Source organism: Clostridium pasteurianum DSM 525 = ATCC 6013 (assembly GCF_000807255.1).
GTDB lineage: Bacteria > Bacillota > Clostridia > Clostridiales > Clostridiaceae > Clostridium_I > Clostridium_I pasteurianum.
Genome location: NZ_CP009268.1, coordinates 3527318 through 3553694, shown reverse-complemented (window position 1 = coordinate 3553694; position 26377 = coordinate 3527318). Strand labels below are relative to the sequence as shown.

The 26377-nt window shown below is 28.3% G+C and carries 24 protein-coding genes; 21 read left to right on the top strand and 3 right to left on the bottom strand.

The window, feature by feature from the left end; translation table 11 throughout:
* Positions 1 to 26: 26 nt before the first annotated feature.
* The 6 genes from CLPA_RS16030 to speD all read left to right on the top strand — a co-directional run bounded on the left by CLPA_RS16030 (position 27) and on the right by speD (position 7852).
* Entirely contained in the window at positions 27 to 1466 is a 1440-nt protein-coding gene (locus tag CLPA_RS16030) for a DEAD/DEAH box helicase (RefSeq protein WP_003446867.1), read from the top strand.
* 240 nt (positions 1467 to 1706) lie between these two features.
* Positions 1707 to 2864 carry an MGDG synthase family glycosyltransferase gene (locus tag CLPA_RS16025; protein ID WP_003446866.1) on the top strand — a complete coding sequence of 386 codons (1158 nt, stop codon included), beginning with the start codon at positions 1707 to 1709 and terminating at the stop codon, positions 2862 to 2864.
* Between the two features lie 352 nt (positions 2865 to 3216).
* On the top strand, positions 3217 to 4458 hold the full coding sequence (locus tag CLPA_RS16020; RefSeq protein WP_003446865.1) for an SAM-dependent methyltransferase: 1242 nt from the start codon (positions 3217 to 3219) through the stop codon (positions 4456 to 4458).
* A 282-nt stretch (positions 4459 to 4740) separates the two neighbouring features.
* Positions 4741 to 5010, top strand: a complete 270-nt coding sequence (locus tag CLPA_RS16015; RefSeq protein WP_003446864.1) for a hypothetical protein — start codon at positions 4741 to 4743, stop codon at positions 5008 to 5010.
* A gap of 152 nt (positions 5011 to 5162) precedes the next feature.
* Positions 5163 to 6593 carry a sensor histidine kinase gene (locus tag CLPA_RS16010; protein ID WP_236900353.1) on the top strand — a complete coding sequence of 477 codons (1431 nt, stop codon included), beginning with the start codon at positions 5163 to 5165 and terminating at the stop codon, positions 6591 to 6593.
* A gap of 446 nt (positions 6594 to 7039) precedes the next feature.
* The gene (gene speD / locus CLPA_RS16005; protein WP_003446859.1) at positions 7040 to 7852 is read left to right on the top strand and encodes an adenosylmethionine decarboxylase; all 813 of its coding nucleotides are present in this window, start codon (positions 7040 to 7042) and stop codon (positions 7850 to 7852) included.
* A gap of 121 nt (positions 7853 to 7973) precedes the next feature.
* On the opposite strand, the gene dapG is transcribed toward speD, so the two are convergent.
* The gene (gene dapG, locus CLPA_RS16000) at positions 7974 to 9197 is read right to left on the bottom strand and encodes an aspartate kinase (protein ID WP_003446857.1); all 1224 of its coding nucleotides are present in this window, start codon (positions 9195 to 9197) and stop codon (positions 7974 to 7976) included.
* Between the two features lie 234 nt (positions 9198 to 9431).
* Between dapG and CLPA_RS15995 the strand changes: the two genes are divergently transcribed.
* From CLPA_RS15995 to CLPA_RS15980, 4 genes are all read left to right on the top strand, one after another.
* A complete protein-coding gene (locus tag CLPA_RS15995) occupies positions 9432 to 11894 on the top strand; it encodes a WG repeat-containing protein (protein WP_003446855.1) in 2463 nt (820 codons plus the stop codon).
* A 24-nt stretch (positions 11895 to 11918) separates the two neighbouring features.
* On the top strand, positions 11919 to 12506 hold the full coding sequence (locus CLPA_RS15990) for a serine/threonine-protein kinase (protein ID WP_003446853.1): 588 nt from the start codon (positions 11919 to 11921) through the stop codon (positions 12504 to 12506).
* Between the two features lie 407 nt (positions 12507 to 12913).
* Positions 12914 to 13468, top strand: coding sequence for a GNAT family N-acetyltransferase (locus CLPA_RS15985; RefSeq protein WP_003446851.1), 555 nt, complete (start codon positions 12914 to 12916; stop codon positions 13466 to 13468).
* Positions 13469 to 13567: 99 nt separating this feature from the next.
* A complete protein-coding gene (locus CLPA_RS15980) occupies positions 13568 to 14491 on the top strand; it encodes an NAD-dependent epimerase/dehydratase family protein (RefSeq protein WP_003446849.1) in 924 nt (307 codons plus the stop codon).
* A gap of 126 nt (positions 14492 to 14617) precedes the next feature.
* Here CLPA_RS15980 and CLPA_RS15975 read toward each other — a convergent pair whose 3' ends face one another.
* Complete coding sequence (locus tag CLPA_RS15975; protein WP_003446845.1) at positions 14618 to 15025, bottom strand: 5-fold beta-flower protein; 408 nt, start codon at positions 15023 to 15025, stop codon at positions 14618 to 14620.
* A gap of 547 nt (positions 15026 to 15572) precedes the next feature.
* Here CLPA_RS15975 and CLPA_RS15970 point away from each other — a divergent pair.
* The 3 genes from CLPA_RS15970 to htpG all read left to right on the top strand — a co-directional run bounded on the left by CLPA_RS15970 (position 15573) and on the right by htpG (position 19018).
* Positions 15573 to 16529, top strand: a complete 957-nt coding sequence (locus CLPA_RS15970; RefSeq protein WP_003446843.1) for a carbohydrate kinase family protein — start codon at positions 15573 to 15575, stop codon at positions 16527 to 16529.
* A 156-nt stretch (positions 16530 to 16685) separates the two neighbouring features.
* Positions 16686 to 16916 (top strand): DUF3892 domain-containing protein, encoded by a 231-nt coding sequence (locus CLPA_RS15965; RefSeq protein WP_003446841.1) that lies wholly within the window; start codon positions 16686 to 16688, stop codon positions 16914 to 16916.
* 227 nt (positions 16917 to 17143) lie between these two features.
* Positions 17144 to 19018, top strand: a complete 1875-nt coding sequence (htpG, locus tag CLPA_RS15960; RefSeq protein WP_003446839.1) for a molecular chaperone HtpG — start codon at positions 17144 to 17146, stop codon at positions 19016 to 19018.
* A gap of 160 nt (positions 19019 to 19178) precedes the next feature.
* On the opposite strand, the gene CLPA_RS15955 is transcribed toward htpG, so the two are convergent.
* The gene (locus CLPA_RS15955) at positions 19179 to 19562 is read right to left on the bottom strand and encodes a hypothetical protein (protein ID WP_003446837.1); all 384 of its coding nucleotides are present in this window, start codon (positions 19560 to 19562) and stop codon (positions 19179 to 19181) included.
* 181 nt (positions 19563 to 19743) lie between these two features.
* Between CLPA_RS15955 and CLPA_RS22180 the strand changes: the two genes are divergently transcribed.
* The 8 genes from CLPA_RS22180 to CLPA_RS15915 all read left to right on the top strand — a co-directional run bounded on the left by CLPA_RS22180 (position 19744) and on the right by CLPA_RS15915 (position 26372).
* Positions 19744 to 20382 carry a hypothetical protein gene (locus CLPA_RS22180; protein WP_003446835.1) on the top strand — a complete coding sequence of 213 codons (639 nt, stop codon included), beginning with the start codon at positions 19744 to 19746 and terminating at the stop codon, positions 20380 to 20382.
* A gap of 52 nt (positions 20383 to 20434) precedes the next feature.
* Entirely contained in the window at positions 20435 to 20878 is a 444-nt protein-coding gene (locus CLPA_RS15945; protein ID WP_003446833.1) for a cell wall hydrolase, read from the top strand.
* Positions 20879 to 20912: 34 nt separating this feature from the next.
* Positions 20913 to 21347 carry a hypothetical protein gene (locus tag CLPA_RS15940; protein WP_003446830.1) on the top strand — a complete coding sequence of 145 codons (435 nt, stop codon included), beginning with the start codon at positions 20913 to 20915 and terminating at the stop codon, positions 21345 to 21347.
* Between the two features lie 77 nt (positions 21348 to 21424).
* Positions 21425 to 22765 (top strand): aminotransferase class V-fold PLP-dependent enzyme, encoded by a 1341-nt coding sequence (locus CLPA_RS15935; protein ID WP_003446829.1) that lies wholly within the window; start codon positions 21425 to 21427, stop codon positions 22763 to 22765.
* Between the two features lie 121 nt (positions 22766 to 22886).
* On the top strand, positions 22887 to 23363 hold the full coding sequence (locus CLPA_RS15930) for a DsrE/DsrF/DrsH-like family protein (protein WP_003446828.1): 477 nt from the start codon (positions 22887 to 22889) through the stop codon (positions 23361 to 23363).
* 83 nt (positions 23364 to 23446) lie between these two features.
* A complete protein-coding gene (locus CLPA_RS15925) occupies positions 23447 to 24340 on the top strand; it encodes an acyl-CoA dehydratase activase-related protein (RefSeq protein ID WP_003446827.1) in 894 nt (297 codons plus the stop codon).
* Entirely contained in the window at positions 24340 to 25431 is a 1092-nt protein-coding gene (locus CLPA_RS15920; RefSeq protein ID WP_003446826.1) for an acyl-CoA dehydratase activase-related protein, read from the top strand. The genes CLPA_RS15925 and CLPA_RS15920 overlap by 1 nt, the downstream gene beginning before the upstream one ends.
* Entirely contained in the window at positions 25419 to 26372 is a 954-nt protein-coding gene (locus CLPA_RS15915) for an acyl-CoA dehydratase activase (protein ID WP_003446825.1), read from the top strand. The genes CLPA_RS15920 and CLPA_RS15915 overlap by 13 nt, the downstream gene beginning before the upstream one ends.
* Positions 26373 to 26377 lie beyond the last annotated feature (5 nt).

The following is a 26377-nucleotide window of genomic DNA, read 5'->3' as shown; positions in this document are numbered from 1 at the left end:
TAAAAATAATAAGAGGTAATATTATAATGGAAAATTTCTGTAAATTTAATATAAGCAAGCGGATTTTACTATCCTTAGAAAAGTTGGGCTATAAAAATCCAACTGAGGTTCAGAAAGAAGTAATACCTTTAGTTTTAAAGAATAAAGATATAATAGTACAATCTGAAACGGGCAGCGGAAAGACTGCTTCTTTTGGAATACCAATATGTGAGAAGATACAAATAGAAAACAATATTATACAGTCATTAGTAATCACACCTACAAGAGAATTGTGTGTTCAGATTAAAGAAGATATGTCTAACATAGGAAGATTTAAAAAAGTTAGATGTGCTGCCATTTTTGGTAAACAAACATTTTCATCTCAAGTTAGGGAATTGAAACAAAGAGTTCATGTAGTAGTGGGAACACCGGGAAGAATATTGGATCATATGGATAGAGGAACTATAAATTTAACAGAAATAAAATATTTAGTTATTGATGAAGCTGATGAAATGATGAATATGGGATTTATAGAGCAGGTTACAAATATAATCAATAAATTACCTGAAAAGAGAGTAACTATGCTGTTTTCTGCTACCATGTCAGAGCAAGTAAATTTACTTTGTAAGAAATATATGAAAGAAGCTATTACAATAAATATAAACTCTGAAAAGCCAATAACTGAAAGAATAGAGGATTATTATTATATTGTTGAAGGAAAAGATAAATTTGATTTACTACAAAAAGTTATATATAAGGAGCTGCCTAAAAGTAGTATTATATTCTGTAACACTAGAAATAATGTAGATACTCTATTTAATTTATTAAAGGATAGAGGATTCTCTTGTATTTCTATACATGGAGGTATGCTTCAAGAGGAGAGATTGGAGGCAATTAGAAGATTCAGTAGAGGGGAATTTACTTTTTTGATAGCTACAGATATTGCATCTAGAGGAATTGATATAGCTGATATAACCCATGTAATAAATTATGATATGCCTTTCGAAAAAGAAAATTATGTTCATAGAATAGGAAGAACTGGGCGTGCTGAAAGTAATGGCAAAGCCATAAGTTTTTTGACTCCCAATCAACTAAGATTTCTAAATGAAATTGAAGTATATATTAATAGAAGTGTAAAATTAGGAGAAATTCCAACAATAGATGAAATTGAAATGGGTAAAAAGTTTTTTCAGGGTAAATCTAAAAATCCTATTAAATTAAAAAGAGAAAAAAATTTTGAATTAAATAAAAATATATCTAAAATATATATAAATGCTGGTAAAAAGAAAAAAATTAGAAATATAGATATTGTTGGAACTATTTCTAGCATAGAAGGTGTTAATGCTGAAGATATAGGTATAATAGATATACAGGACAATTTTTCATATGTTGATATATTAAATGGAAAAGCTTCTTTAGTAATAGAAGAATTAAAGGATAGAAATATGAAAGGGAAAAAAATCAGATGTGAAAAGGCTAAAAAATAATTAAATGTTAACAATATGATTTTAGTGTAAATAATTGTAATAATTATAAAATTTTAAAATCATAGAAATAGTGAACTATTGCTTTTTTATATTAGTTAATGCATAATAAATGTGAACGAAAAATTCAATTTGTGGAATTATAAATATATTACCATTTAATTATTAAAAATTTAATATTATACTTAACTTTACACAGTTTTGAAGATTTTAGTTATCTCTAGATAATAAGGGGGAAAAATTGTGAATATATTAATTATATCTTCAAATAATACAGGTTGTGGTCATAAGAGTATTGCAGAGGCATTAATGGAGGAGTTTGGGGAGATTCCAGACACAAATGTAAAAGTAATTGAAGGATTTGACACAAAGGGAATATTATTAAATACAGTGGGTAAGTCCTATGGATTTTGCACTAGAAGAGCAAGAGTGTTGTGGAAAGCTGTATGGAATATATCATTAAGGAAACCGGAATTATTATCTAAATTTACTGAAACTGCTATGACAAAAAATTTTACAAAAGTTTTAGACCAAGAAAAACCAGATTTGATATTATCCATACATCCCAATTTTAATGCTCCTGTATTAAATATATTATATAAAAATGGATATAATATACCATTTATAACTCTTATAGCGGACTTAATAAGCATAACACCTTTATGGGTAGATAAAAGAGCGGACTATATCATTTCCCCAACCATGGAAGCTAGAAAAAAATGTATTGAATTTGGAGCTAATCCTCTAAAAGTGAAAGTAGATAAATTCCCTGTAAGATCAAGATTTTATAATAATAACACAAGAAAAATTCCTATCATAAATAATGATCCTAAAAACGCTTTGAAATTCCTGCTTATGAGTGGAGGAGAAGGTGTTGGTAATTTAGGAAATATTGCTGAAATTTTACTGGAAAATTTTAATTGTGATGTTAAAATAGTTGCAGGAAAAAATTCTATATTAAAAAATAAATTAGAAAACAAATATAGCCAAAAGTACGGTGATAGACTAGAAGTATATGGCTATGTAAATAATATTAATAAACTTATGGAAGAAGTGGACATACTAATTACTAGAGGCAGCCCAAATGTTTTGATGGAAGCTGTAGCCTCAAATTTACCAATAATAGTTACTGGAGAGCTTTTAGGGCAGGAAGAAGAAAATTCTTATTATATTGAACAAAAAAAGCTTGGAATGGTTTGTAAAGATTATAAGAATTTAAATAATTCTGTAAAAAGATTATTAAACCAAAATGGAAAATTATTAAAAGAAATAATGGAAGCGCAGAGACTTTACAGAGACCCTGATGCTACTAAAAATACAGTGGATTTTATTATGAAAGTTTTAATGGACTTTAAGTTGCATGCAGATATGGAAAAAAATACATTGGAGAAATTAATTTAATTATATTAAAAGACTATCTCGTAATATACTATTTATTACGAGATAGTTTTTTTGTATAATAATATTGTGAAGGCTTATTGAATTGTAATTTCACAAAAGATAAGTTATTATTAAAATTAATATATATTTATTTTTGTATATTGTTTTTTATGAATTACTCTATACATCTAAGTAAAATCAATCATAGTATAGTATTAAAAAGTAGCAAACGTTTACTACTGGCTTTTTTACAGGTATATTAGCTTGAATGAAAAAAAATGGAATATTATAATTAGTATGTTTAAGAATTTTTTATGTGATTTATGCATATGAAAAATTTTTTTATTATTTTATATATTTTGGAGGGGATATAATGGCTTTCGATACTAAGAAAAATAAAGATAAAGATTTACTTGAGGCAGTTGGACGCATTTTTGAACAAACTAAGAAAAATTTTAATATAGTATTTTGGAATGGTGAAACTATTAATTATACAGAAGAACCAGAATTTGTATTGAAGTTTAATGACAAGAGTACTTTTAAAAAAATACTGGCAAATCCTAAAACTATGACTTTTGCTGAGGCATTCATGGATGGGACCTTTGATATAGAAGGAAATATAATAGAAGCTTTAACCTTAAAAGATCAGTTTGAAAATATAGAAATATCAAATAAAGATAAAGTCACTTTATTGTTAAAGGGAACATCTTTTCCAAGTATAAACTTACATACAAAAGAGAAAGATAAGGAAAATATATCTCATCACTATGATATATCAAATGATTTTTATAGATTGTTTTTAGGTTCTAGTATGACTTATTCTTGTGCTTATTACAAAAGTCAAGATGATGATTTAACTAAAGCTCAGGAAAATAAGGTAGATCACATATGTAAAAAATTAAGATTAAAACCTGGAGAAAAATTGCTTGATGTAGGCTGTGGATGGGGACTTATGATCACTTGGGCAGCAAAACATTATGGGGTAGAAGCTCATGGAGTAACAATTAGTGAAGAACAATACAAATATGTATGTCAAAAAATAAAAGATGAAAATCTAGAGGGAAAGTGTTTTGTTGAACTTAAGGATTATCGTGATATTGAAGGTGAAGGAATATACGATAAAATAGTAAGTATAGGTATGTTTGAGCATGTAGGAATAAAAAATCTTCCTATTTACTTTGGTAAAATGTATGAACTTTTAAAAGAAGATGGATTATTTTTAAATCATGGCATAACTCATTCAAAAAATTCAAAGGTTGGAAAAGATGAAAGTGAATTTATTGAAAAGTACATATTCCCAGGTGGAGAATTACACACAATAAGTGGTGGAATCTCTATAATGGAAGATGAAAATTATGAAATTTGTGATGTAGAATGTTTAAGAGAACATTATTATAAGACTTTAGTTGAATGGGTAAGGAATCTAGAGGCAAATAAAGGAAAAGCCATAGAGTTTACTTCAGATAAAACTTATAGAGCTTGGTTATTATACATGACTGGTTGTGCAATAAATTTTAGAGCAGGGCTTATATCTATATATCAAGTACTTCTAAGTAAATCACCTAAAAAGCCAGGATTTAATATACCTTTAACAAGAGATTATATGTATAAATAAGGTATTAAGTTATGATATTTAATATGGTTTTTCATATATAACGTAAAAAGATAATAATCTATATATATTTAGAAATTGTTGGTATTATTTCGTGTTAAATATATATAGATTATTTTTATATGCAAATTTGACATATAAATATTTAAAATATAAAATTAATTAAAAAATAAATATATATTGATCTATAATATATATTTATTTTAAATAGTATGTAAGATTATATTGAAATGATAAGATAAAGTAATACACAAATTTAATTTAAATTATGAGGAGGATAGTACCATGAGAATATGGGGAAAGGTTATAAAAAATAATAAAATAGTAAAAGATGAAGTTGTAGTTTCTACAGATGATGGAAGTTATCAAGATAATTTAAAACTTTGCATAAGAGAATTATGTTATAAGATGGACATTTCAAAACCCTATTGGCTGCCTCCAAATGTAAAAGAATATAATAGAAGAAGAAAAACAACATTTAATGAAAATCATTTTATAGATAAAATTGACTTTGATAAATTTATTATAGAAGAAATATCCTCTAAAGAAGAATAAGTATAAGAATATATAAAGATTATTTATACTTTTATTGTTTTAAACAACAAAAAATTCTGTTACAATATAAAAAAGATGTATTTTGACGTAAATTGTAGAAAATATTTTTTATGGAAGTGTTTTAAATGCACAATATTATGTTTTTTTTAATTATGCTATTTACCTATTCAACTCTAGCTCTTATTTGTATTGTATTTAATACTATATACCCTAAAAAATATATAGGTTTAATATCAGCAAGTCATATATTAGGGTTATTTACAATTATTTTTTCCATATTTGACGATATTATAAAATTAAATTTTATAATTACTAATATTACGGTACTCTGTTTTTTACTAGCAAACTTTATTGCAATAATGGCTCTATTAAATTTTATAAATGCACCTATAAAATCAAATTATAAATATGTAGTAGTAATTATCACAATATTAGATATATTTTCTGTAAATTTTTTTCCAAGTTTAAGTGTTTTTATTCATAAAGTATTAATTATGTGCATCTATATTTTTATAGGTATATTAATAGTTAAGGTTAAAAATAATAATATAAGTAAAATGTGTTTAGGCATTTGCTGTATTATTTTCCCCGCACTTCAGATAATATTTGAGATCCTAATAGTTTTTATAATTAAGAATATTTTTAATTTAGATTTAGCTGTTTATGTAATTCAATCATTAGCTTGTTCATTATTTTTAATATTAATAACCATGGAAGATGAACGTAAAAATTTTAATAAACATATGAATATGCTTGAAGAAAAGGTTAAAGATAGAGAAGAATTTATCAATAGGGCAAATGAAATTGATAAATTAAAAATGGAATTTTTAGCAAATATATCTCATGAACTTAAGACACCTATAAATGTCATATTTAGTAGTATACAATTAGTGGAATTAAATTTAGCTAAAGATGATTTATCTGACAGAGAAAAAGCTTTGGATTATCTCAAATTCATGAAACAAAATTGCTATAGACTTATAAAATTATCAAATAATTTTATAGATATGAGTAAAATAGAAGCGGGTTTTATGGATTTGAATTTACATAATATTGAGATTGTGAAACTTATAGAAGATACTACTATTTCTATTGTGCCTTTTGCAGAGGAAAGAGGTATTAAAATAATATTTGATACAGAAATTGAAGAAAAGTTAATGGCCTGTGATGCAGAAAAAATAGAAAGAGTTATTTTAAATATATTATCCAATGCTATAAAATTTACTCCAAAAGGCGGAGAAATAAATGTTTATGTGTATGAGAATAATAATAATATGCATATATTAATAAAAGATAGCGGTATAGGTATTCCGAAATATATGCAGGATAAAATCTTTGATAGATTTACACAGGTTAAAGATGGTCTTCTAAAAGAAAATGAAGGCAGTGGAATAGGTCTTTCATTAGTTAAGCATTTAGTTGAAATGCATGGTGGAAAAATTACTTTAGAAAGTGATATAAATAAAGGCTGCAAATTTAATATATTACTTCCCTGTAAGGTAATTGAAGGTGAAAATGCAAGGGATTTTTCTAATAACAGTATTGGGATGAGAAGAGTAGAAATAGAACTTTCTGATATCTAAATTTTGCTAAAATATTTTCGCTATAAAAATAAAAATTTATATTGTTTTAATATATAGAGATGTGATAATATTAGGCATATAAACAGAGTTCTTTGTTTCAGATGGAGGTTTTTTGTTATGACCACTGAAACTTAGAAATCGTTATCCAGGGACATAGCAGCCGTTATCTCCCACTTTGTAGAAGATGGGAGCATTACAGATGGTAGTCATCGGATAAAAAGAAATGACAAGTCTAATATAGTATTTATGTATATTCTTTTTAGCATTTTAATCCTGTGGCAAGTAAGTGCATATACTATTATGGCTTGTTATTTATTGAGCCTTATTTAGACATCATAAAGAAATAATTAGCTAAAACAAATAGCATTTTATCTGCATCTTTGTCTTGTTATTTATTTCAGATGCCTTAATTTTAAAATAGATTTTATAAGAAAAGGTGAAGGAAATTGTGGGCAATTGATAAAAACAAATTAAAACTGTATGGATTTAATAATTTAACAAAGTCACTTAGTTTCAATATATACGATGTATGTTATACTGAAAACGATCAGGATAGAAAAAAATACATTGAATATGTAGATGAACAGTATAATTCTGAAAGGCTAACGGGAATTCTAAAGGATGTTACTGAAATAATAGGAGCAAGTGTACTAAATATTGCAAAGCAAGATTATGAACCGCAGGGAGCCAGTGTAACACTTCTTATTTCTGAAGAAGAAGTACCTTTATATGTGCTTGATCCATCTTGTAATAAGGGAATAGTGTCACCCATTAGAGAAAATTTAGTTGGACATTTAGATAAGAGTCATGTTACAGTACACACTTATCCCGAAAGTCATCCGCAAAATAGTATAAGTACTTTTAGAGTAGATATTGATGTAGCAACCTGTGGAACCATTTCACCACTTAAAGCTTTAGATTATTTAATCGATAGCTTTGATTCAGATATTATTACTATAGATTATAAGGTCAGAGGCTTTACAAGAGATGTAGATGGTCATAAACACTATATAGATCACAAAATAAACTCTATACAAAACTTTATTGCAAGCAGAACTATAGATAGATACCTTTTAACTGATATGAATATATATCAATCTAATATATTCCATACGAAGATGAAGTTAAAAGATATTAAATTAGAGAACTATTTGTTTGATATGGAAGAAAAAAGTTTAACTAAAGAGAAAAAAGAAACCATAATAAAGGCATTGGATAGGGAAATGACAGAAATATTTTATGGGATAAATATAAATTAGAGTTAAGAAAATATGAATAGTTTTTATAAATAACACTATCAAAATTATAACTAACAATTTTGATAGTGTTTTTATGATGAATGCAGGAAGAAATAAATAAGATAGATATTAATATTTATTGTTAATCTTTTATGCAATTGTATTTATTCTCTAAGTTAAAGTCTCGATGGAGTGCATTTATAGCAGCAACTGATGAAGGGGTTTTTACAAGGCACCATATAGTTGTATTGGAATCAGCAGTTTGTAAAATTTCTATTCCCTCCTTTGTAAGTGTTTTTAAAATAGTTGCCATAACTCCCGGTACATCTTTTATACCATTACCTATAAGTGCGATTTTACTACAGTTATCTTCATAGCTGTATTTTATATTTAAATTTTTCATCATTATGCTGAAGGGTATAAACTGATTTTTGTTAATAGTAAAAATTTTTTTATTTGGAAATACATTTATTAAATCTATGCTTATTTTATTTTCACCTAGCGTATTTAATATATTAAAATAGTTGCTATTTCCATCATTATCGGCTAATGAAACATTAATTTGAACTCTATTATTCATGTTAGCTATACCGGTTATTACAGAATTATATTTTTCGTTACCGTCTTTGTTAATTATAGTACCGCTGCAATGATTAAGAGTATTTTTTACTACTAGAGGAATATTGGATTTTGCAGCTATTTCTACTGCTCTAGGATGAATTACCTTAGCTCCTTGATAGGCTAATTCAAAAACTTCGTTGTAACTTATTTCTTTTATTAATGAAGCATTTTTAACAATTCTTGGATCAGCAGTCATTATACCATCTACATCTGTGTATATTTCTATTTTGTTTGCATTTAGTGCAGAACCTAAAATGCAAGCAGTAACATCACTGCCACCTCTTCCTAAAGTGGTTATATATCCATCTTCAGTTATACCTTGAAATCCAGCTACTACTGGGATTTTTTTTTCATTTAATATGGGTAAAAGTTTTTTTGTGTCAACGTTTATTACTGAGGCCTTTCCAAAATTATTATCCGTAATTATTCCAGATTGACCTCCAAGTAGAGGCACAGAATCTATACATCTTTTATTTAATTCATTACTCATAACTACAGTACTTATAATTTCACCACAGCTCATAAGCAAATCCGTTGCTTGTAAGTTACTTTCTTTAAAATGTTTGTCTAAAAGAGATAAAAGAGTATCTGTAGCATAGGGATCGCCTTTTCTTCCCATGGCAGACACCACTACCACAGGACTATAACCATTTTTTTTTGCATCAAGTATTTTCTCTAATACTAATAATCTTCTTTCTTCAGTGGAGACAGAAGTACCACCAAATTTCTGTATTACTATTTTCATGGCTAACCTCCAATATTCATATAAAATTACTTTTTAATCTTATATGTTAAAATTTGTATATCAATTATTTAATAGGATAAAAAATATTTTTTTATAGATATATATTAAAATACATACTTATATTAATAATAATATGAAATAAAAGGTAAATATGAAATAAATAATTTTAATTCACCATTTTTATAGCTATTTCATAGAATGAATATGAAAACATATGGAATGGAGTGAGTTTAATTGCTTCAAAATAGTGAAAATATAAATGATTTTGATATTTTTTTACCTAAGGGTGCAACAATCGTAATTCCCTTAAATCCAAAGGATACAACAATCGTAAAAGTAGATGACTTAGATTTGGATGGAAATTTAGAAGCAGTAATACCCTATAAATTATCTGACGAATACTATTTGATGGTTTTAAAAAAATATAATGGACAATGGCATAATGTATTTTCAATAAATGGTAAAGGAATAGGAATAAATTATTTAAACTATGTTGATTTTGATGGAAGTGGTGTGAAAAATATTGTGGTGGGTTGGCAGGTAGGTGCTATTTGGTCAGATCTTAACATATTTGCCTGGAAGATGTATGGTTTAAAAAGGATAGTAAAAAACTTAAACTATAGTATTTTACAAATATTTTCTGTACCTAAAACTAAAAGAAAGGATTTTGCAATATGGCAGCATGATACTGGTGAAGCCTATAAAATAGAGGTTTTTGGCATAGAGAAAGATAATATTTTTAAGGATAAGAAATTTTATAAAGATTATTTTAAAATAGTGGCTAATTACTATAAAAAGAAAGTTTTAGAGATGCCTGATGCTGCATTTTATTGGTATTACTTAGCGGATGCACAAATTAAATCAGGAGATAAAAAAGATGCATTAAAATCAATAGAGAAAGGCCTTAGTTTAAATATTGATTATCCTCCTAAAGAAGCTTTTACTAATCTAAAAGATAAAGCGGAAAGTAAAAGAGGGATTGTGGGATATGTGCCCAGTGAAATTTATCCAGCTTCACTTAGAACTATAGATGGAATTAAATGGGGATATATTAATGCAAAAGGAGATTTTGTTATTAAACCAAATTTTGATTCTGCGGGAGAATTTCAAGAAAATGGATTAAGTATAGTTTCAAAAAATGATTATATGGGAGTTATAGATGGCAATGGTAAATTTATTATAGATCCTAAATATGATTATATTGAAAAATTCAGCGAAAACATAGCTATTGCCAATAATAAAAATGGATATTATGCTTTTTCAGATATCGGAAAAATTATATTTCAACATGAATATTATATTGGAAATTTTAAAGAGGATAGAGCTGTATTTGTTGAAATACACGATAATAATCAGTGGATATATGGATATGTAGATAGAAATGGCAGAGTTATAATTTCTGCAAAATATGAGGTAGCCAATGAGTTCAATAATTCTAAAGCAGTAGTTAAATTATTAAAAGGTCCTTATGAAATAATAGGTATAAGTGGGGATACTATACAAAGTTTTAAATATCCCTTTGTGGGAAATATAAATGAAGGTTTATTGCCTTTCAAACAAGAAATTGATGGTAAATTTGGCTATATAAATGAAAAAGGCGAAGTTGTAATAAATCCACAATTTGGTTCAGTTGAGGCCTTTCATAACGATGTAGCTGTTGTAAATTCATCTACGGATTTTGAAAACAAATATGGATTGATAGATAAAAAAGGAAATTTTATTATACAACCTATATATAATGACGTAAAACTTTTAAATGAGGATATGGCAGCAGTTGGAAAAGCTATAGATGAAAATAATCCTTCTAAAGGATCAAAATATGCTATAGCTGATACTAAAGGCAAATTAATAACTGATTTTATATATTATGGAATTTCTGATTATAAGAATGGTCTGGCTTCTGTTTACAATGATACTTGTACTTTTTTTGTGGATAAAGAGGGAAAAGAAGTATCAAGTCTGCCTAAGGTAAAGGGTAGTGGAGTTATGACATTACTAGACGATATAGTTAAGGTTGATGTAGATAATCGAGTTTCCTATTTAAATAAGAATGGGGATATAATATGGAAACAAAATACAGAGGTTATATTAAAGGATCAGTATAAAATACAGGAAATTAAATATAATCCTAATAGAAATTATCTATTGTATTATCCTGAAGTTTTAGGTATTAGAGATAAAAAAAGACAAAGACATATAAATAAAAAAATTGCTGATTTAGCTGGAGTGAAAAAAATTGGTAGTGAAGAGCAGCTTGACTACAATTATTTTGGTGATTTTTCTATAGAATTTTTTAAAAAGAATTTGGTAGTGTTAGAAATACATGGATATAACTATCCTTTTGGAGCAGCACATGGTATGCCTACTTTAATTTATGTACATGTGGATTTAAAAGAAGGTAAAATATATAGACTAGAGGATTTATTTAAGAAAAATAGCCATTACGTTAAAGTACTAAGCAATATTATTGAAAAACAGATTAAAGCACAGGGAGAAGAATCAGAAATATGGATTAATGAATATAAGGGAATAAAACGAGACCAGCCATTTTTTATTTCACAGGATGTATTAAATATATATTTTTATCCCTATGAAATAGCTCCTTATGCGGCAGGATTTCCTACCTTTCATATACCATTTAAGGAGATTGATGATATCATAGATAAAAAGGGAGAATTTTGGAGATCTTTTAATTGAGTAGCATTGAAAAAGAGGTGTCTTATGAAACATATTTATAAAAAATATATAGAACATTTTAATACAAATCTTTTACAGTGTATGGTTTTAGGAAGAGGGCATAATGGAGTTGTATATTTACTTCCTGATGGAAAAGTGATAAAGGTTTGTTTTTCGGAAGAAAGCTGCAGAGGTGAATATTATATATTAAATAAGGTAAATGGAAATAAATATTTTCCCAAAGTCTATGGAATGAATGGAAATTATATGATAAGAGATTATGTAGGAGGAATATGTTTAAGAGATTATGTTAAAGAATATGGTTTTGATAGAGAGCTGGCCTTAAAAGTTGTAAGTTTATTGGAAGAATTCGATAAACTTAAATTTACTAAAAGAGATATTCGCTGTAAAGATATATTTGTGCAGCCAGATGGTACGTTAAAGGTTATAGATCCTAAAAAATGTTATTCTAAGGAGAGAGATTTTCCTAGACATTTGTCAAAGGGATTTGAAAAGCTAGGAATATTGGACTATTTTATGGAAGTTGTAAAAGAAAAAAGGCCTAAATTATATAGAAGATGGTTTCGTAAAATTAGAGAATATATAAGAGAAATTTCAGAAGAGGATGATTGAGTAAAGATAAATGGGTGAAAAAATATTTGATTTTTTTAAAGACAGTATTTTAAGTATAAATATTGTATATGCAGTTTTAATTTTTTATAGATAAAAATTATTAAAATTGTATATACAATATTTTATATAATAAAAGTTTGTAAATTGTAAAAGGTAAAAGTTTGCTTTTAATAATTATTTTGTATAATATAAATATAATATTTAACTTCTATTGAAGATATGATGAGTATAAATGTATATAATAAGTTTCATTATATAGGAATAATGAAGTTAAAAATAGATAATAATATACAGTTTGTAAGATTTTAAACGATTATAGATATAATACACTTTTACAATTACTTGTTGTTTATAGGAATATAGATTAATATAAGATATGTACTTTTAAGTAATTTGGAGATGATAAATTGTTAATAAATAGTTTGCTTAGGGGAAAAAATGTAAGATTAACTTCCCTTAGAGAAGAAGATTTTAATAAAATTTATGAATGGTATAATGATGCATATTCATTGAGACTTTTTGATACGATTCCAAGCTATCCCTATAGTGAGGAGCACATAAGTAATTGGATTAAAGAAAAGCAAAAATCTAGCAATGATTATATTTTTGCTATAAGAAGTACAGCTGATAATGATTTCATAGGATACATAGATTTAAACAGCATTTCATGGAACAATAGAGTTGCTACGCTGTCCATAGGAATAGGGGCCTCGGATGTAAGGGGTAAAGGATATGGTACTGAAGCAATGCAGCTAATTTTACAATTTGGTTTTCATGAATTAAACTTACATAGAATTCAACTTTGTGTATTAAGTTATAACAAGCCGGCTATTAGACTTTATGAAAAGGTTGGTTTTATAAAAGAAGGATGCTTTAGAGAATATGTTCAAAGAGATGGTAATAAGTATGATATGTACTTATATGGTATATTATATAAAGAATGGATTGAAGCAAGTTCTTAATTCAGGTGGGGATTCTTTTACCCCATCTGAACTTTTACAATATCATAATAGATTAAGTCTTAATTGTATTGGAGTTTAAATGCACTAAGGAGGGAGAAAATGAACGTATTAGTAACGGGTGGAGCAGGTTTTATAGGTTCGCATATAGTGGATTTATTAATAGAAAATAATTATAAAGTTTCTATAATTGATAATTTAAGTCATGGAAAGAAAGAAAACATAAATCCAAAAGCTGTTTTTTATGAAATGGATATAAGGTGTGAAGATATACAGGAGATTTTTGAAAAAGAAAAACCGGAATTTGTAATTCATAATGCAGCTCAGATAAGCGTACCCAATTCTATAATTGATCCCATAAATGATGCCAGTATAAATATAATGGGTACTATAAATGTATTGGAAGCATCTAGAAAAGTCAATGTAAAAAAAATTATATATCCAGCTTCTGCGGCCATTTTTGGTGAACCGTCGTATTTACCTATAGATGAAGAACATCCACTTGAGATGTTGTCTGGGTATGGGGTTACAAAACATACTGTTGAACACTATTTAAAGGTATATAAATCACTATATGATATAAATTATATTAGTTTAAGATGTTCAAATGTGTATGGTCCAAGACAGGATTATTCAGGAGAAGGGGGAGTAGTTGCTATATTTTGTGAAAAATTGTTAAGCAATGAAAAACCGTGTATATATGGCGATGGATATCAAATAAGAGATTTTGTTTTCGTAAAAGATGTAGCAAAAGCATATTTAATGGCCATTGAATCAAATGTAAATGGTATATTTAACGTTTGTACCAATTCCAAGGTTACAGTTAATGAACTACTTAGTACTATAAATAATATTTTACATAAAGATATAACAGCTACCTATACCCATTCAAGAGAGGGTGATATAAAAGATAGCTATATGTCTTATGATAAGATTAATGAAGTTATAGGTTGGAAACCAGAAAAAACTTTAATTGAAGGTCTTAAAGAAACCTTAAACTACTATAATAATTCTTTAAAAATTTAAAGACATTATAAAAAAGTTGTGAAACAACTTTCAGTAGAATAAAAATTAATAATTTATAATTAAATTTTTAACTGAAAAGATGTTTCACCTAATATATTTTGTGAAAATTATTATATAGGAAAATTTTTACCAGAAAAAGCCACCAGGATATCCATAGTTGCTGCCATAACCCCAATTACTATAGCCGTAATTGTTATATCCATAGCCATATCTACCATGATGACTTCCAAATAGTCCGCCTAACAAAAGAAATAGACCAGCAGCTGCCACTAATGAAGTAAAGGTACTGTGTACATGGCCTACATGCCTGTTGCTATCATCATAAACTTTATAATCAGATTGACTAGCGTATCCTACAGGATAGCCATAGCAATTATAAACAATGTCATTAGAAATATATCCTACTAATTGGTAATTTGCATCATAGACACAAGGGCCATAAACGTAACCCATTAGTTTATTTTTTTTACAATAAATTTTATTTCCACGTAAATATCCATAAGTTGAATCTTTGCGATCATAAATTCTTTCCAAGTGCTTAACCCCCCTTTAGTTTGTCTCAGTTTATCATCTCAATAGTAATATATGCACGTTGAGTGTTATTGGGAATTAATAATTGAATCTATATTTTTTACATTAGATGTAATTGTTGGGATCAATAAGAAATATAAGTTGAAATAGTTATTCATACAGAACTTCAAGGTTTATAGTGTATACTAGAAAGAATAAAAAAGATAATTAGTCTTTACGAATTGCATGTAAGTATGGTAGGATATCAAGTAAAGGTTATACATATTTTCATAAGACGATACTAGTCGAAAAGATAATTTGGAAGTAGTATTGTTAAGATGAGTGGTAAAGGTTTTATCTGGTAGTATGATATTTATAAAACAGATAAATCAAGATGAGATTAAAAACAAGGGATGAATTATTCCTAATAGGTATTAATTTTAAGAATTAAATTTTTATAATTTAAAAGATAGGGAGGCTTTGCCTCTTTTTCGTGTGTTTTATTAATAATACAAAATATATTTAAAGGGAGGTGCATGCTGGGATATTTAAATTGTCCTAGCAGAAGTTTATGAATAATGTTTTGTGTATGGGAGAATTGTTAATTGATTTTATATGCTCAGATGTAAATACTAGTTTAGATTTAGGAGAAAATTTTAAGAAAAAGGCTGGGGGAGCACCTGCTAATGTCACTGCTGCTATCTGTAGGCTAGGAGGAAAGGCATCTTTTGTTGGTAAGGTTGGAGATGATCCTTTTGGTAAATTCTTAAAAGATACTCTAGATGATTTAAATGTAGATACTTCTATGCTACTTATGGACAAGGTGGAAAAAACTACCTTAGCTTTTGTTTCATTAAAGTCAAATGGAGAAAGAGATTTTGTCTTCAATAGAGGAGCAGATGGATGTCTTAAGTATAATGAATTAAATTTGGACAAAATATATTCAAATAAGGTTATGCATTTTGGTTCTGCGACAGCACTACTTAGTGGAGATATGAGGGAAAGTTATGTAAGAATTATGCAGGAAGCTAATAGTAGAAATATCTTTATATCCTTTGATCCTAATTTTAGAGATAATCTTTGGGAAGAAAATGTAGATGACTTTGTTCAAATATCAAAGAAGTGTATTGAATTTGCTGATTTCATAAAAGTTAGTGATGAAGAATTAAAAATAATAACTGGTAAAGAAGATATGTATGAAGCTGTGGATGCACTAAGAGGAAATGGAAATAAAATGGTGGCAGTAACTTTAGGAAAAGATGGTACTTTAATCAGTACTAGTGAAAAAACAGAAATAGTACCAAGTATTAAGATAAAATCTATTGATTCTACTGGTGCTGGAGATGCCTTTGTTGGATCATTGCTTTATAAAATATCATTACTTGATAATGCAAAGGAACTTTTTAAAGACTTTAATACATTGAGAGATATTGTAGTATTTGCAAATAAAGTAGGTGCCATAGTGTGTACTAAACTTGGTGCAATAGCAGCATTACCTACTCTTGAAGAAGTAGAAAATATGAAATAGGGCTAATTAATTTTAGACGGAAATAAAATTGATAGTATTAAGCTCCATGTTCAATGTCATCAGTTTCAATTTAAAAATATATGTATATTTTTGTGATTATCTCAAATAATATTGATATTAACAATTAGTCTTGATATCAGTATAGGAGGGATAAACATGAGTGATAAGTCTAAAATAACCAAAGTGAAAAAAAATAAAGATGGAGATATTACAGATATAATGCTTGAAGACGGCAATATCCATTCTATAGAGGAAGCTATAGTTATGACAAAAAATGGTTCCATAGAAGGGGTAAATGTTGGAAAGGCTAAAAATGGAAGAGAATTTTTAAGAAGTAATCCTAATGGAGATGAAAATGACAATTTAGATAGTAAGCCTACATTTTGATGAATAATTGAAAATATTAAGAGTTTAAAATTTTTAATTTTTTAAATTACGTATATATAAGTCAGAAAAGCAGATATGAGAGCTTTTCTGACTTATTTTTATAAATGTAAAAAACTATGTTCACAAAGCTTGACTTATTTTTTTTATAATAATAAAATATTTTATGGTGGGAATTTTTAATAATAAAAATTAAATTATTACGATATATAATATTAGGAGGGATTTATGTGAATCAGGAAAAAGGAAATATCTCAATTCATACTGAAAATATTTTCCCTATAATAAAAAAATGGCTGTATTCAGACAGAGACATTTTTGTAAGAGAGCTAATAAGTAATGGCTGTGATGCGGTCAATAAATTGAAAAGATTAGCTGCTATAGGAGAAGCAAAGGTAAGTGACGATACTAAATACTATGTTAAGGTAAAATTTAATAAGGATAAAAAAACCCTTAAATTTATTGATAATGGTATAGGGATGACTGCTGAGGAAGTCAAAAAATACATAACTCAAGTAGCCTTTTCTGGTGCAGAAGATTTTATATCAAAGTATAAAGATAAAATGGATGAATCAAATCAAATAATAGGGCATTTTGGTTTGGGATTTTATTCTGCTTTTATGGTAGCGGATACTGTTGAAATAGAAACTCTTTCTTATATAGATGGATCAGAAGCAGTAAAGTGGATTTGTGATGGTGGTACTGAATATGAGATATCATCTTCAAATAAGAGTGAGAGAGGCACAACAATAACATTACATTTAAATGAGGAAAGTGTTGAGTTTGTAAATGAGTTTAAACTTCGAGAAGTAATTCAAAAACATTGTTCATTTCTACCTATAGAAATATACCTAGAAGATGAAGCGAAAAAAGAAGATGAGGATAAGAAAGAAGAAATCAAGCCTTTAAATGATATTCATCCTCTATGGATGAAAAATCCTAATGAATGTACAGATGATGAATATAAAGAATTTTATAAAAAGGTATTTCATGATTTTAAGGAACCATTATTTTGGATTCATTTAAATGTAGACTATCCTTTTAATCTTAAAGGTATTCTTTATTTTCCTAAGTTAGATCATGAAGCAGCGACTATTGAAGGTCAGATTAAGCTTTACAACAATCAAGTTTTTGTAGCGGATAATATAAAAGAAGTAATCCCCGAATTTTTGATGCTTTTAAAAGGAGTTATAGATTGTGCCGATTTGCCTTTAAATGTATCAAGAAGTTTTCTACAAAATGATAGAAATGTAGCTAAAATTTCAAAACATATAAGCAAAAAGGTAGCAGATAAGCTTACTGAGCTTTATAAAAAAGAAAGAGAAACTTATAATAATTTTTGGAATGATATAAATCTGTTTATTAAATATGGTTGTATGAGAGAAGACGATTTTTACGATAAAGTAAAGGACATAATCATATTTAAGAATACTGAAGGTTCTTATGTTACCTTAAAGGAATATTTAGAAGCTAATAAGGATAAACATGAAAACAAAGTATTTTATGTAGATGATGAAAAGCAGCAGGCTCAATATATCAGAATGTTCAAGGAAAATGATTTACAGGCGATAATTTTGGATTCAAAGATAGATAGCCACTTTATAAATTTTCTTGAAATGAAGGAAAATGGCGTTAAATTCAACAGAATAGATTCAGATATATCTGATACCCTTAAAGATAAGAATGCTGATGAAGAGAATAAAGAAGAAATAAAAAAAGAGACTGAAACTTTAGAAAGTTTATTTAAGGAAATACTAAATAATGACAAGGTAAAGGTAAATGTAGAAAGCCTGAAATCTGAAGAGATACCAGCAGTAATTCTTCTATCAGAGGAATCAAGAAGAATGCAGCAAATGAACAGCATGTTCCAAGGAATGGATACTGCAAATATGTTTCCTAACGATGAAACTTTAGTACTTAATAGAAAAAATAATTTAGTTAAGTCTATGCTGTTAAAAAATAATGATGAAAGTAAAAGGGAAGATATAAAATTAATTGGAGAGCATATTTATGACTTGGCAATGATGAGCCATAAACAGTTAGATGGTGAAGCTATGTCTAAATTTATAGCAAGAAGCAATAAGATACTTACAAAAATTCTATAAAAATAAATTATAAACCACAAAATGGACAAAAATATTTGGTCATTTTGTGGTTTTTCTATAGTTTATTAAAAATTATATTTTAATATTTCTTTTCTACATTAATCATTAAAATTACAAAAATTCTATAGAAAAATGCATCTATTTTCTTAAGTAAAAGTAACTATTGTAATGAGTTAAGAGTATCTTTTCTATTTTCCTGTTTATCTTTTAAATTTTCAAGATCACGCTGATTCATATTTTCTGAATTGTGATTTAAATATCCTTCGCCATATTTTATATTCTTTTCTACATTTTCTATTTCAGCTTTTTTACTGCTGCTTTCTCCATTGACAATCTTATTTTCTAAAGTTTTAATTTGTTCTTCTCTCTCTTTTTGTTTTTCTTTAGCCTGATCAATAGATTCAGCATTTGCAATATCACTGTGTTGTTCAAGATGTCTTTCTGTTCGTGTATATTTTTCTACAACATTTTCAAGTTCATTTAATTCATTAAATTTTTCACTGTTAGAATTAGAATGATTTTTATTTGATGTAATGTCTTTCATAAATAATCCTCCTCGTTTAATATGAATTCATATATAATTTAACCTTATATTATGGAGAATATGCTTTAAACAAAATACTAATATAAGTATTTAATAATAAAATTTTCATTATCCTGCACATTATTCAATAACGATAATAGTATGATAATATGAGTCTTATATTTTAGGAGGAAATTTTATTATGTCACAGTTTTATTATAATCCTTTATATAGAAATAATTCTTCATCAGAAGAAGAATTATCTGTACCAATGGAAGAAAAAGATGATATATTTGATGATGATAGAAATAAACACCATCCTGTAGGTAGTGTACTTGGAACTAGTGCAGCTAATAGTGGTATACAAGGAACTACTGTTAGCCCAGTAGCTGGAAATAATGGTTGTGGTGCTGTGGGAAATGTAGCAGGAACAGGAACTATGCCTGCAGCTGGAACTGTAGCAGGAGCTGGTGTGGTTCCTTCCAGTGGAAATGGAACTGGTACTGTAGCAGGAGCTAGTACTGGAAATGGAACTACAGTGGGAGCAGGTGCTGGAACGATAAGTTCCCAGGGAACTACAACACCTTCTGTAGCTTTGCCATCAGCTTGTGGTTCGGGAAGCTCATTTCCAGTAGAGAGTATAGAGTATACTCAAGGTTATTTGAGAACTCAAATAGGACGAAGAGTGAGAGTACAATTTTTGCTTGGAACTGGTACATTTCAAGATAGAACAGGAGTTTTACTGGAAGTTGGTATAAGTTATATAATTCTTAGAAATGAAGAAACTAATGCAAATGTATTATGTGATATCTATTCAATAAAATTTGTTGATTTTTTCTAGACATAATATAAAGCTATAATGTATACAATAACTGAATCTACGAGGTGAAAATATGGCATATTCAGATAGAGAACTCCTTGCAAGAATAATTAAATGTGAAGCTGGCGGTGAGGGAGACAATGGAATGAAAGCAGTAGCTACTGTTGTAATGAATAGAGTACGTGTACCTTATGGAGAATATCAGAGAATAGGTCAAGGGGATGTAAGAAAGATAATATATCAACAGGGTCAATTTGACTGTGTAAGATCTGTGCTTGGCGGAGTAGCTAATCCACAAACTATTTGGGCTAATCCTCCAGATCAAACTCATTATGATATAGCAGATTGGGCCATAGCTGGAAATAGGGTATTTACTATAGGAAGCTCTTTGTGGTATTTCAATCCATTTATCCCCAATTGCCCTAATAATTTTCCTTATAATGGTACGGGAATTTTTCAAGTAAGAGTGGGGCAGCATTGTTTTTATAATCCAACAGAATTATATGCTCAAACTTAGTAATGTATATATATAAATTTTGGGAGGTAATTTTATGGAGGATGAATATTATAGTGATGATTTTTACAGTCAAAAAGTATCAGATGCATATGATATTCAATATTGTGAATCCAATGATAATTTATCAGAAATAGATCAAGATAAAAATGAAAACAATAAAAATGTTGATTATAGAGAAACTACAGCAATTCAAGGCCAAGTAAGTGAGTTTAATCAAATTCAAGAGTCTTTTACAATTGCACCAGGTTCTCCAAGAGTACTTGGAATTGAATATACTCAAGGGTATTTAAGAACAATTATAGGAAGACGTGTTAGTGTAACTTTTTTATTGGGAACAGGATCATTAACTGATAGAAGCGGGATATTAACTCGTGTTGGTATAAGTTATATTATTTTAAGACAAAGTCAAACTAATACAGATGTACTTTGTGATATATATTCTATAAAATTTGTTAATATATTTGATTAGAAAATTATATCTATGTAACAATATGTATTAATAATAAATATATTATTAGGGTAATCAATAATTTTAAAGGCAGAAAAATGTACTATAATTTATATAAATCAATATACAGAAATCTAATTGTAGGTTTAGATACTAAAATACCAATAACTAATGGAAATGCAGTAACGGCTATAAATTTTGATAATGCAGCTACCACACCTCCTTTGGTTTCAGTACTTAAAGAGATTGTCAATTATGCTCCTTGGTATTCATCCATTCATAGAGGAAGTGGATATAAATCCATAGTTTCATCTAAAATCTATGAAGATTCTAGAAAGATCGTACTGGATTTTGTAGGAGGAGATATTTTAAAAGATACAGTTATATATGTAAAAAATACTACCGAAGCTATTAATAAGTTGTCTAATACATTGTACGGAGATGATAAATGTAATTTAATATTGTCAAGTAATATGGAGCATCATTCTAATGATTTACCTTGGAGAAATAAATATAATGTAGATTATATAAGTGTAAATAAATGTGGAAAGCTGGATTTAAGAGATTTAGAATATAAACTAAGAAAAAATAGAGGAAGAGTTAAACTTGTAACGGTAGCTGGTGCATCTAATGTTACAGGATATGTGAATCCAATATATTCTATTGCAGCTCTTACACATAGATATGGTGCCAAAGTCTTAATTGATGGGGCTCAGCTTGTACCACATGCACCCATAGACATAAAGCCTCATAATTCAGAAGATCATATTGATTATTTAGTATTTTCAGCTCATAAGATGTATGCACCTTTTGGAACTGGAGTTTTAATTGGGCCAATAGATACTTTTAGAGATTCTGCACCAGATTATGTGGGTGGTGGAACTGTAGAAATAGTAAATCATAATTATATAAAATGGAAAGAGCCTCCTGATAAAGATGAAGCTGGTTCACCAAATATTATGGGGGTAGTGGCTTTGGTTTCATCCATCAGAACTCTTAAAAGTTTAGGAATGAATAATATTAAAAATTATGAAGATTTGCTTACTGAATACACAATAAACAGACTTAAGGATTTACCAGAGGTTAAAATGTACTGTGTTTCTGATAAATTTAATGACAGAGTAGGTATAATTCCTTTTAATATTAATGGAATTCCTCATGATATAACTGCTAAAATATTATCTTATGAATGGGGAATAGCTGTGAGGAACGGCTGCTTTTGTGCACAGTCTTATGTAAGAGAATTATTAAATGTAAGTGAAGAGGAAGAAGAATATTATATAAAAGATAGTTCCATAAAACGTCCAGGTATGGTTAGAATAAGCTTTGGAATGTACAATGATTATAGAGAGATAGATTTAATGGTGAAAGCCATATCAAAAATTATAGAGAATAAAGAATATTATTTAAGTAAATACGGCGGAGAAACTATGGCTTAAAGTGTATGCAAAGCATTTTAAGCTGTAGTTTTATTTTTCCACATTTATGAATAAAAAATCTGTTTTATGCTCATTATAAATAAGAAATAAAACTGCACTTTATTAAAAGGGAGAATTTATAATGAGTAAAAAATTAAATTTATTAATGTTTAGTGGAGATTATGACAAAGCTTTAGCCGGGTTAATATTGGCAAACAGCGCGAAAAATGTAGGTGCAGAGGTATCTATATTTTTTGCTTTTTGGGGGCTATGTCTTGTGAGGGATCCTGAGAAAATGAATTTGGAAGATAAAACTGCCTATGAAAAAATGTTCGATATGGTTACACCTAAAGGACCAGATAGTTTACCACTTTCAAAGATGAACATGAGTGGTATTGGTAAAAAAATGCTTGTTAGAATGATGGAAGAATCAGATACTCCTAGTCTAGCTGCTTTTTTGAAAGGAGCTATTAAAAAAGGAGTAAATTTTTATGGATGTAAATTGTCTGTTGAAGTAATGGGGTTTAAGGAGGAAGAACTTCTACCTGAAGTAAAAGTTATAACGGCTGATGAATATTTAAAAGATGCTTTTGATTCTGATATTCAATTGTTTATTTAATTTATTACAATGTGAATATTTTATAGAGATAAAGTCAAAAATTTATAAAGAAAATAAATGAATGATGGAAGGAAGTGTACCTAATGAGAATAGGTGTTCCTAGAGGACTCTTATATTATAAGTACTATCCATTTATAAATAATTTTTTTAATGAACTTGGTGAAGAAATTGTAATCTCACAGGATACAAACAGGGATATACTGGACTTAGGAGTTAAGTTTTCTGTAGATGATGCATGCCTGCCTGTTAAAATATTTCATGGCCACGTAGCTTCATTAAAGGATAAATGTGACTATGTATTTATACCACGTTTTATGGAAACTGATAGGGGTCAATCTATATGCCCCAAATTTTGTGGATTGCCAGAGATGGTTAAAAACAGCATACCTGATATGCCTAAAATTATTACTGAATCTATTTATGGTCTTAGTGACAAGAAGTTATGGGATTTTTCAAAAAAACTTGGTAGAAAGCTAAATAAGAATAGAAAACAAATAGAAAGAGCCTTTATTGATTCACTAAATATTCAAAAGAGTTTTGATATAGGTAAAAATGATAAAAATTATAAAGTAAAAATTGCATTGGTGGGTCATCCCTATAATATATATGACAGCTTTATAAATATGGATATAGTAAAAAAATTAAATGAAATGAATATTGGAGTCATAACAGAAGAATATGTGGAAAAGGAAGATATAGATTCAGAAGTGAATAAACTATTTAAAAAACCCTTTTGGACTTTTGCAAGAAATTCTTATGGATTTGCTGCTCATGTGGGGCATAACAAAGAAGTTAATGGAATAATATACATATCTTCTTTTGCCTGTGGTATTGATTCTGTGGTAATAGAATTAATAAAGGATTCATTAAATGATTTTCCAATTCTTGTATTAAAAGTAGATGAGCAGACTGGAGAAGCAGGTGTAGAAACTAGGATAGAAGCATTTACAGATATGTTGGAAAGAAGGTGCAGCTAGTGAAAGTAACAGTACCTCATATAGGAAATACATATTTGGCAGTCAAAGCATTATTTAATGGATTAGGTATTGAATATATTATGCCAGAGTTCAATAATAAAGATGCTTTAGAGATTGGAGCAAAATATGCTCCTGAAGAAATATGTTTACCGTTTAAAATTATGCTTGGGAACTTGATTCAGAGTTTTAAAGCTGGTGCAGATACTGCCATAATACCTGGAAGTTGTGGACCATGTAGATATGGTGAATATTGTGAGATTTTTAAAAATACTCTTAAAAAGATGGGATGTGATATTGAAATAATAGTTGTAGATCAGCCTAAGGATATAGGAATAAAGGAGTTATTAAATAGAATTGGAAAGATATCATCAGAAAGTAATAAGTCAAGAAATGAACAGCTTAAAGCTGTATACAATGCTTATAAAGTTACAAAGCTTATAGACTATATAGAAGGGAAATCAAGATATTTAGCCGGATATGAGTTGGAGAAAGGTCAATTTAAAAAACTTTTGTATGATTGTAAAAGAGATGCTTTAGCCTGTGAAAAGCCCTTAAAAATGATAGAGGTTTTAAAAAAATATAAAAGAAGTTTAAAGAGTATTAAAATTGATAAAAATAGAAATCCAATTACTATATCCATAATAGGAGAAATATATACTATATTAGAGCCATTTTCTAATCTCTATGTAGAAGATAAACTTATGGATTATGGTGTTTCTGTAAAAAAAGAAATTAGTCCCAGCTGGTGGGTTAAAGATGCCGCATTAGTCCCATTAAAGGCTAATTCGATAAATATAAGAAGAGCGTCTAAAAAGTATCTACCCCTATATATAGGAGGGCATGCAAGAGAATGTATAGGTGAAGCAGTATTAGCTGAAAAGAATAATATGGATGGAGTAATACAGATATTTCCACTAGGATGTATGCCGGAGATAGTAGCTAAAGCAATATTACCAAAGATATCTAAAGATAAGGATTTCCCAATTATGAGTCTTGTAGTGGATGAAATGACAGGAGAAGCTGGATATACTACAAGAATAGAGGCATTTATTGATTTGCTTGAGAGGAGAAAAGAAAAATGTATTATATAGGTGTTGATGTAGGATCTGTAAGTACAGATATTGTAATTTTAGATGAAAATATGAAAGTAATTGAATCACTTTATTTAAAGACAAGAGGGAATCCATTAAAGACAATAAAAGATGGTTTTAAAACTTTACAAAATAAATATGATGATGATGAAATTAAGGCTGTAGGAACTACTGGAAGTGGAAGACAAATTGCATCCTTTTTAGTAGGAGCAGATGCAGTTAAAAATGAGATAACCGCTCATGCAGTAGCTTCACTGGATATAGATAAGAATGTAAGAACTATTATCGAAATAGGTGGTCAAGATTCTAAAATAATAATTTTAAGAGATGGTATTGTCACAGATTTTGCCATGAACACTGTGTGTGCTGCTGGAACAGGTTCTTTTTTAGACAGACAGGCAGAAAGATTATCAGTACCAATAGAAGAATTTGGGGATTTGGCATTGCAATCAAAAACGCCTGTAAGAATAGCAGGGCGTTGTGCTGTTTTTGCAGAATCAGATATGATACACAAGCAGCAGGTAGGTTATAAGGCAGAGGATATTATAAGAGGTCTTTGTGAAGCTCTTGTAAGGAATTATTTGAACAATATTGCCAAAGGTAAAGAATTAAAGGAAAAAATATTTTTTCAGGGAGGAGTAGCAGCAAATGTTGGTATGAAGTCTGCCTTTGAAAGAGAATTAGGTGTGAAGTTGTATGTACCTGAACATTACAATGTAATGGGAGCTATTGGAGCAGCTATAATTGGAAGAAATGTTGTTGAAAAAAATAACAGCAAAAGTAATTTTAAAGGATTTAAAACTGCTAGCGGTGATTTTCATTCCAAGAGTTTTGAATGTAATGGATGTTCAAATAGGTGTGAAGTTGTAAAAATTATTGATGAAAAAAATAGTAGTGGTTGTTTTGGTGATAGATGTGGAAAGTGGAGTAACTGCAGCTAAGGAGT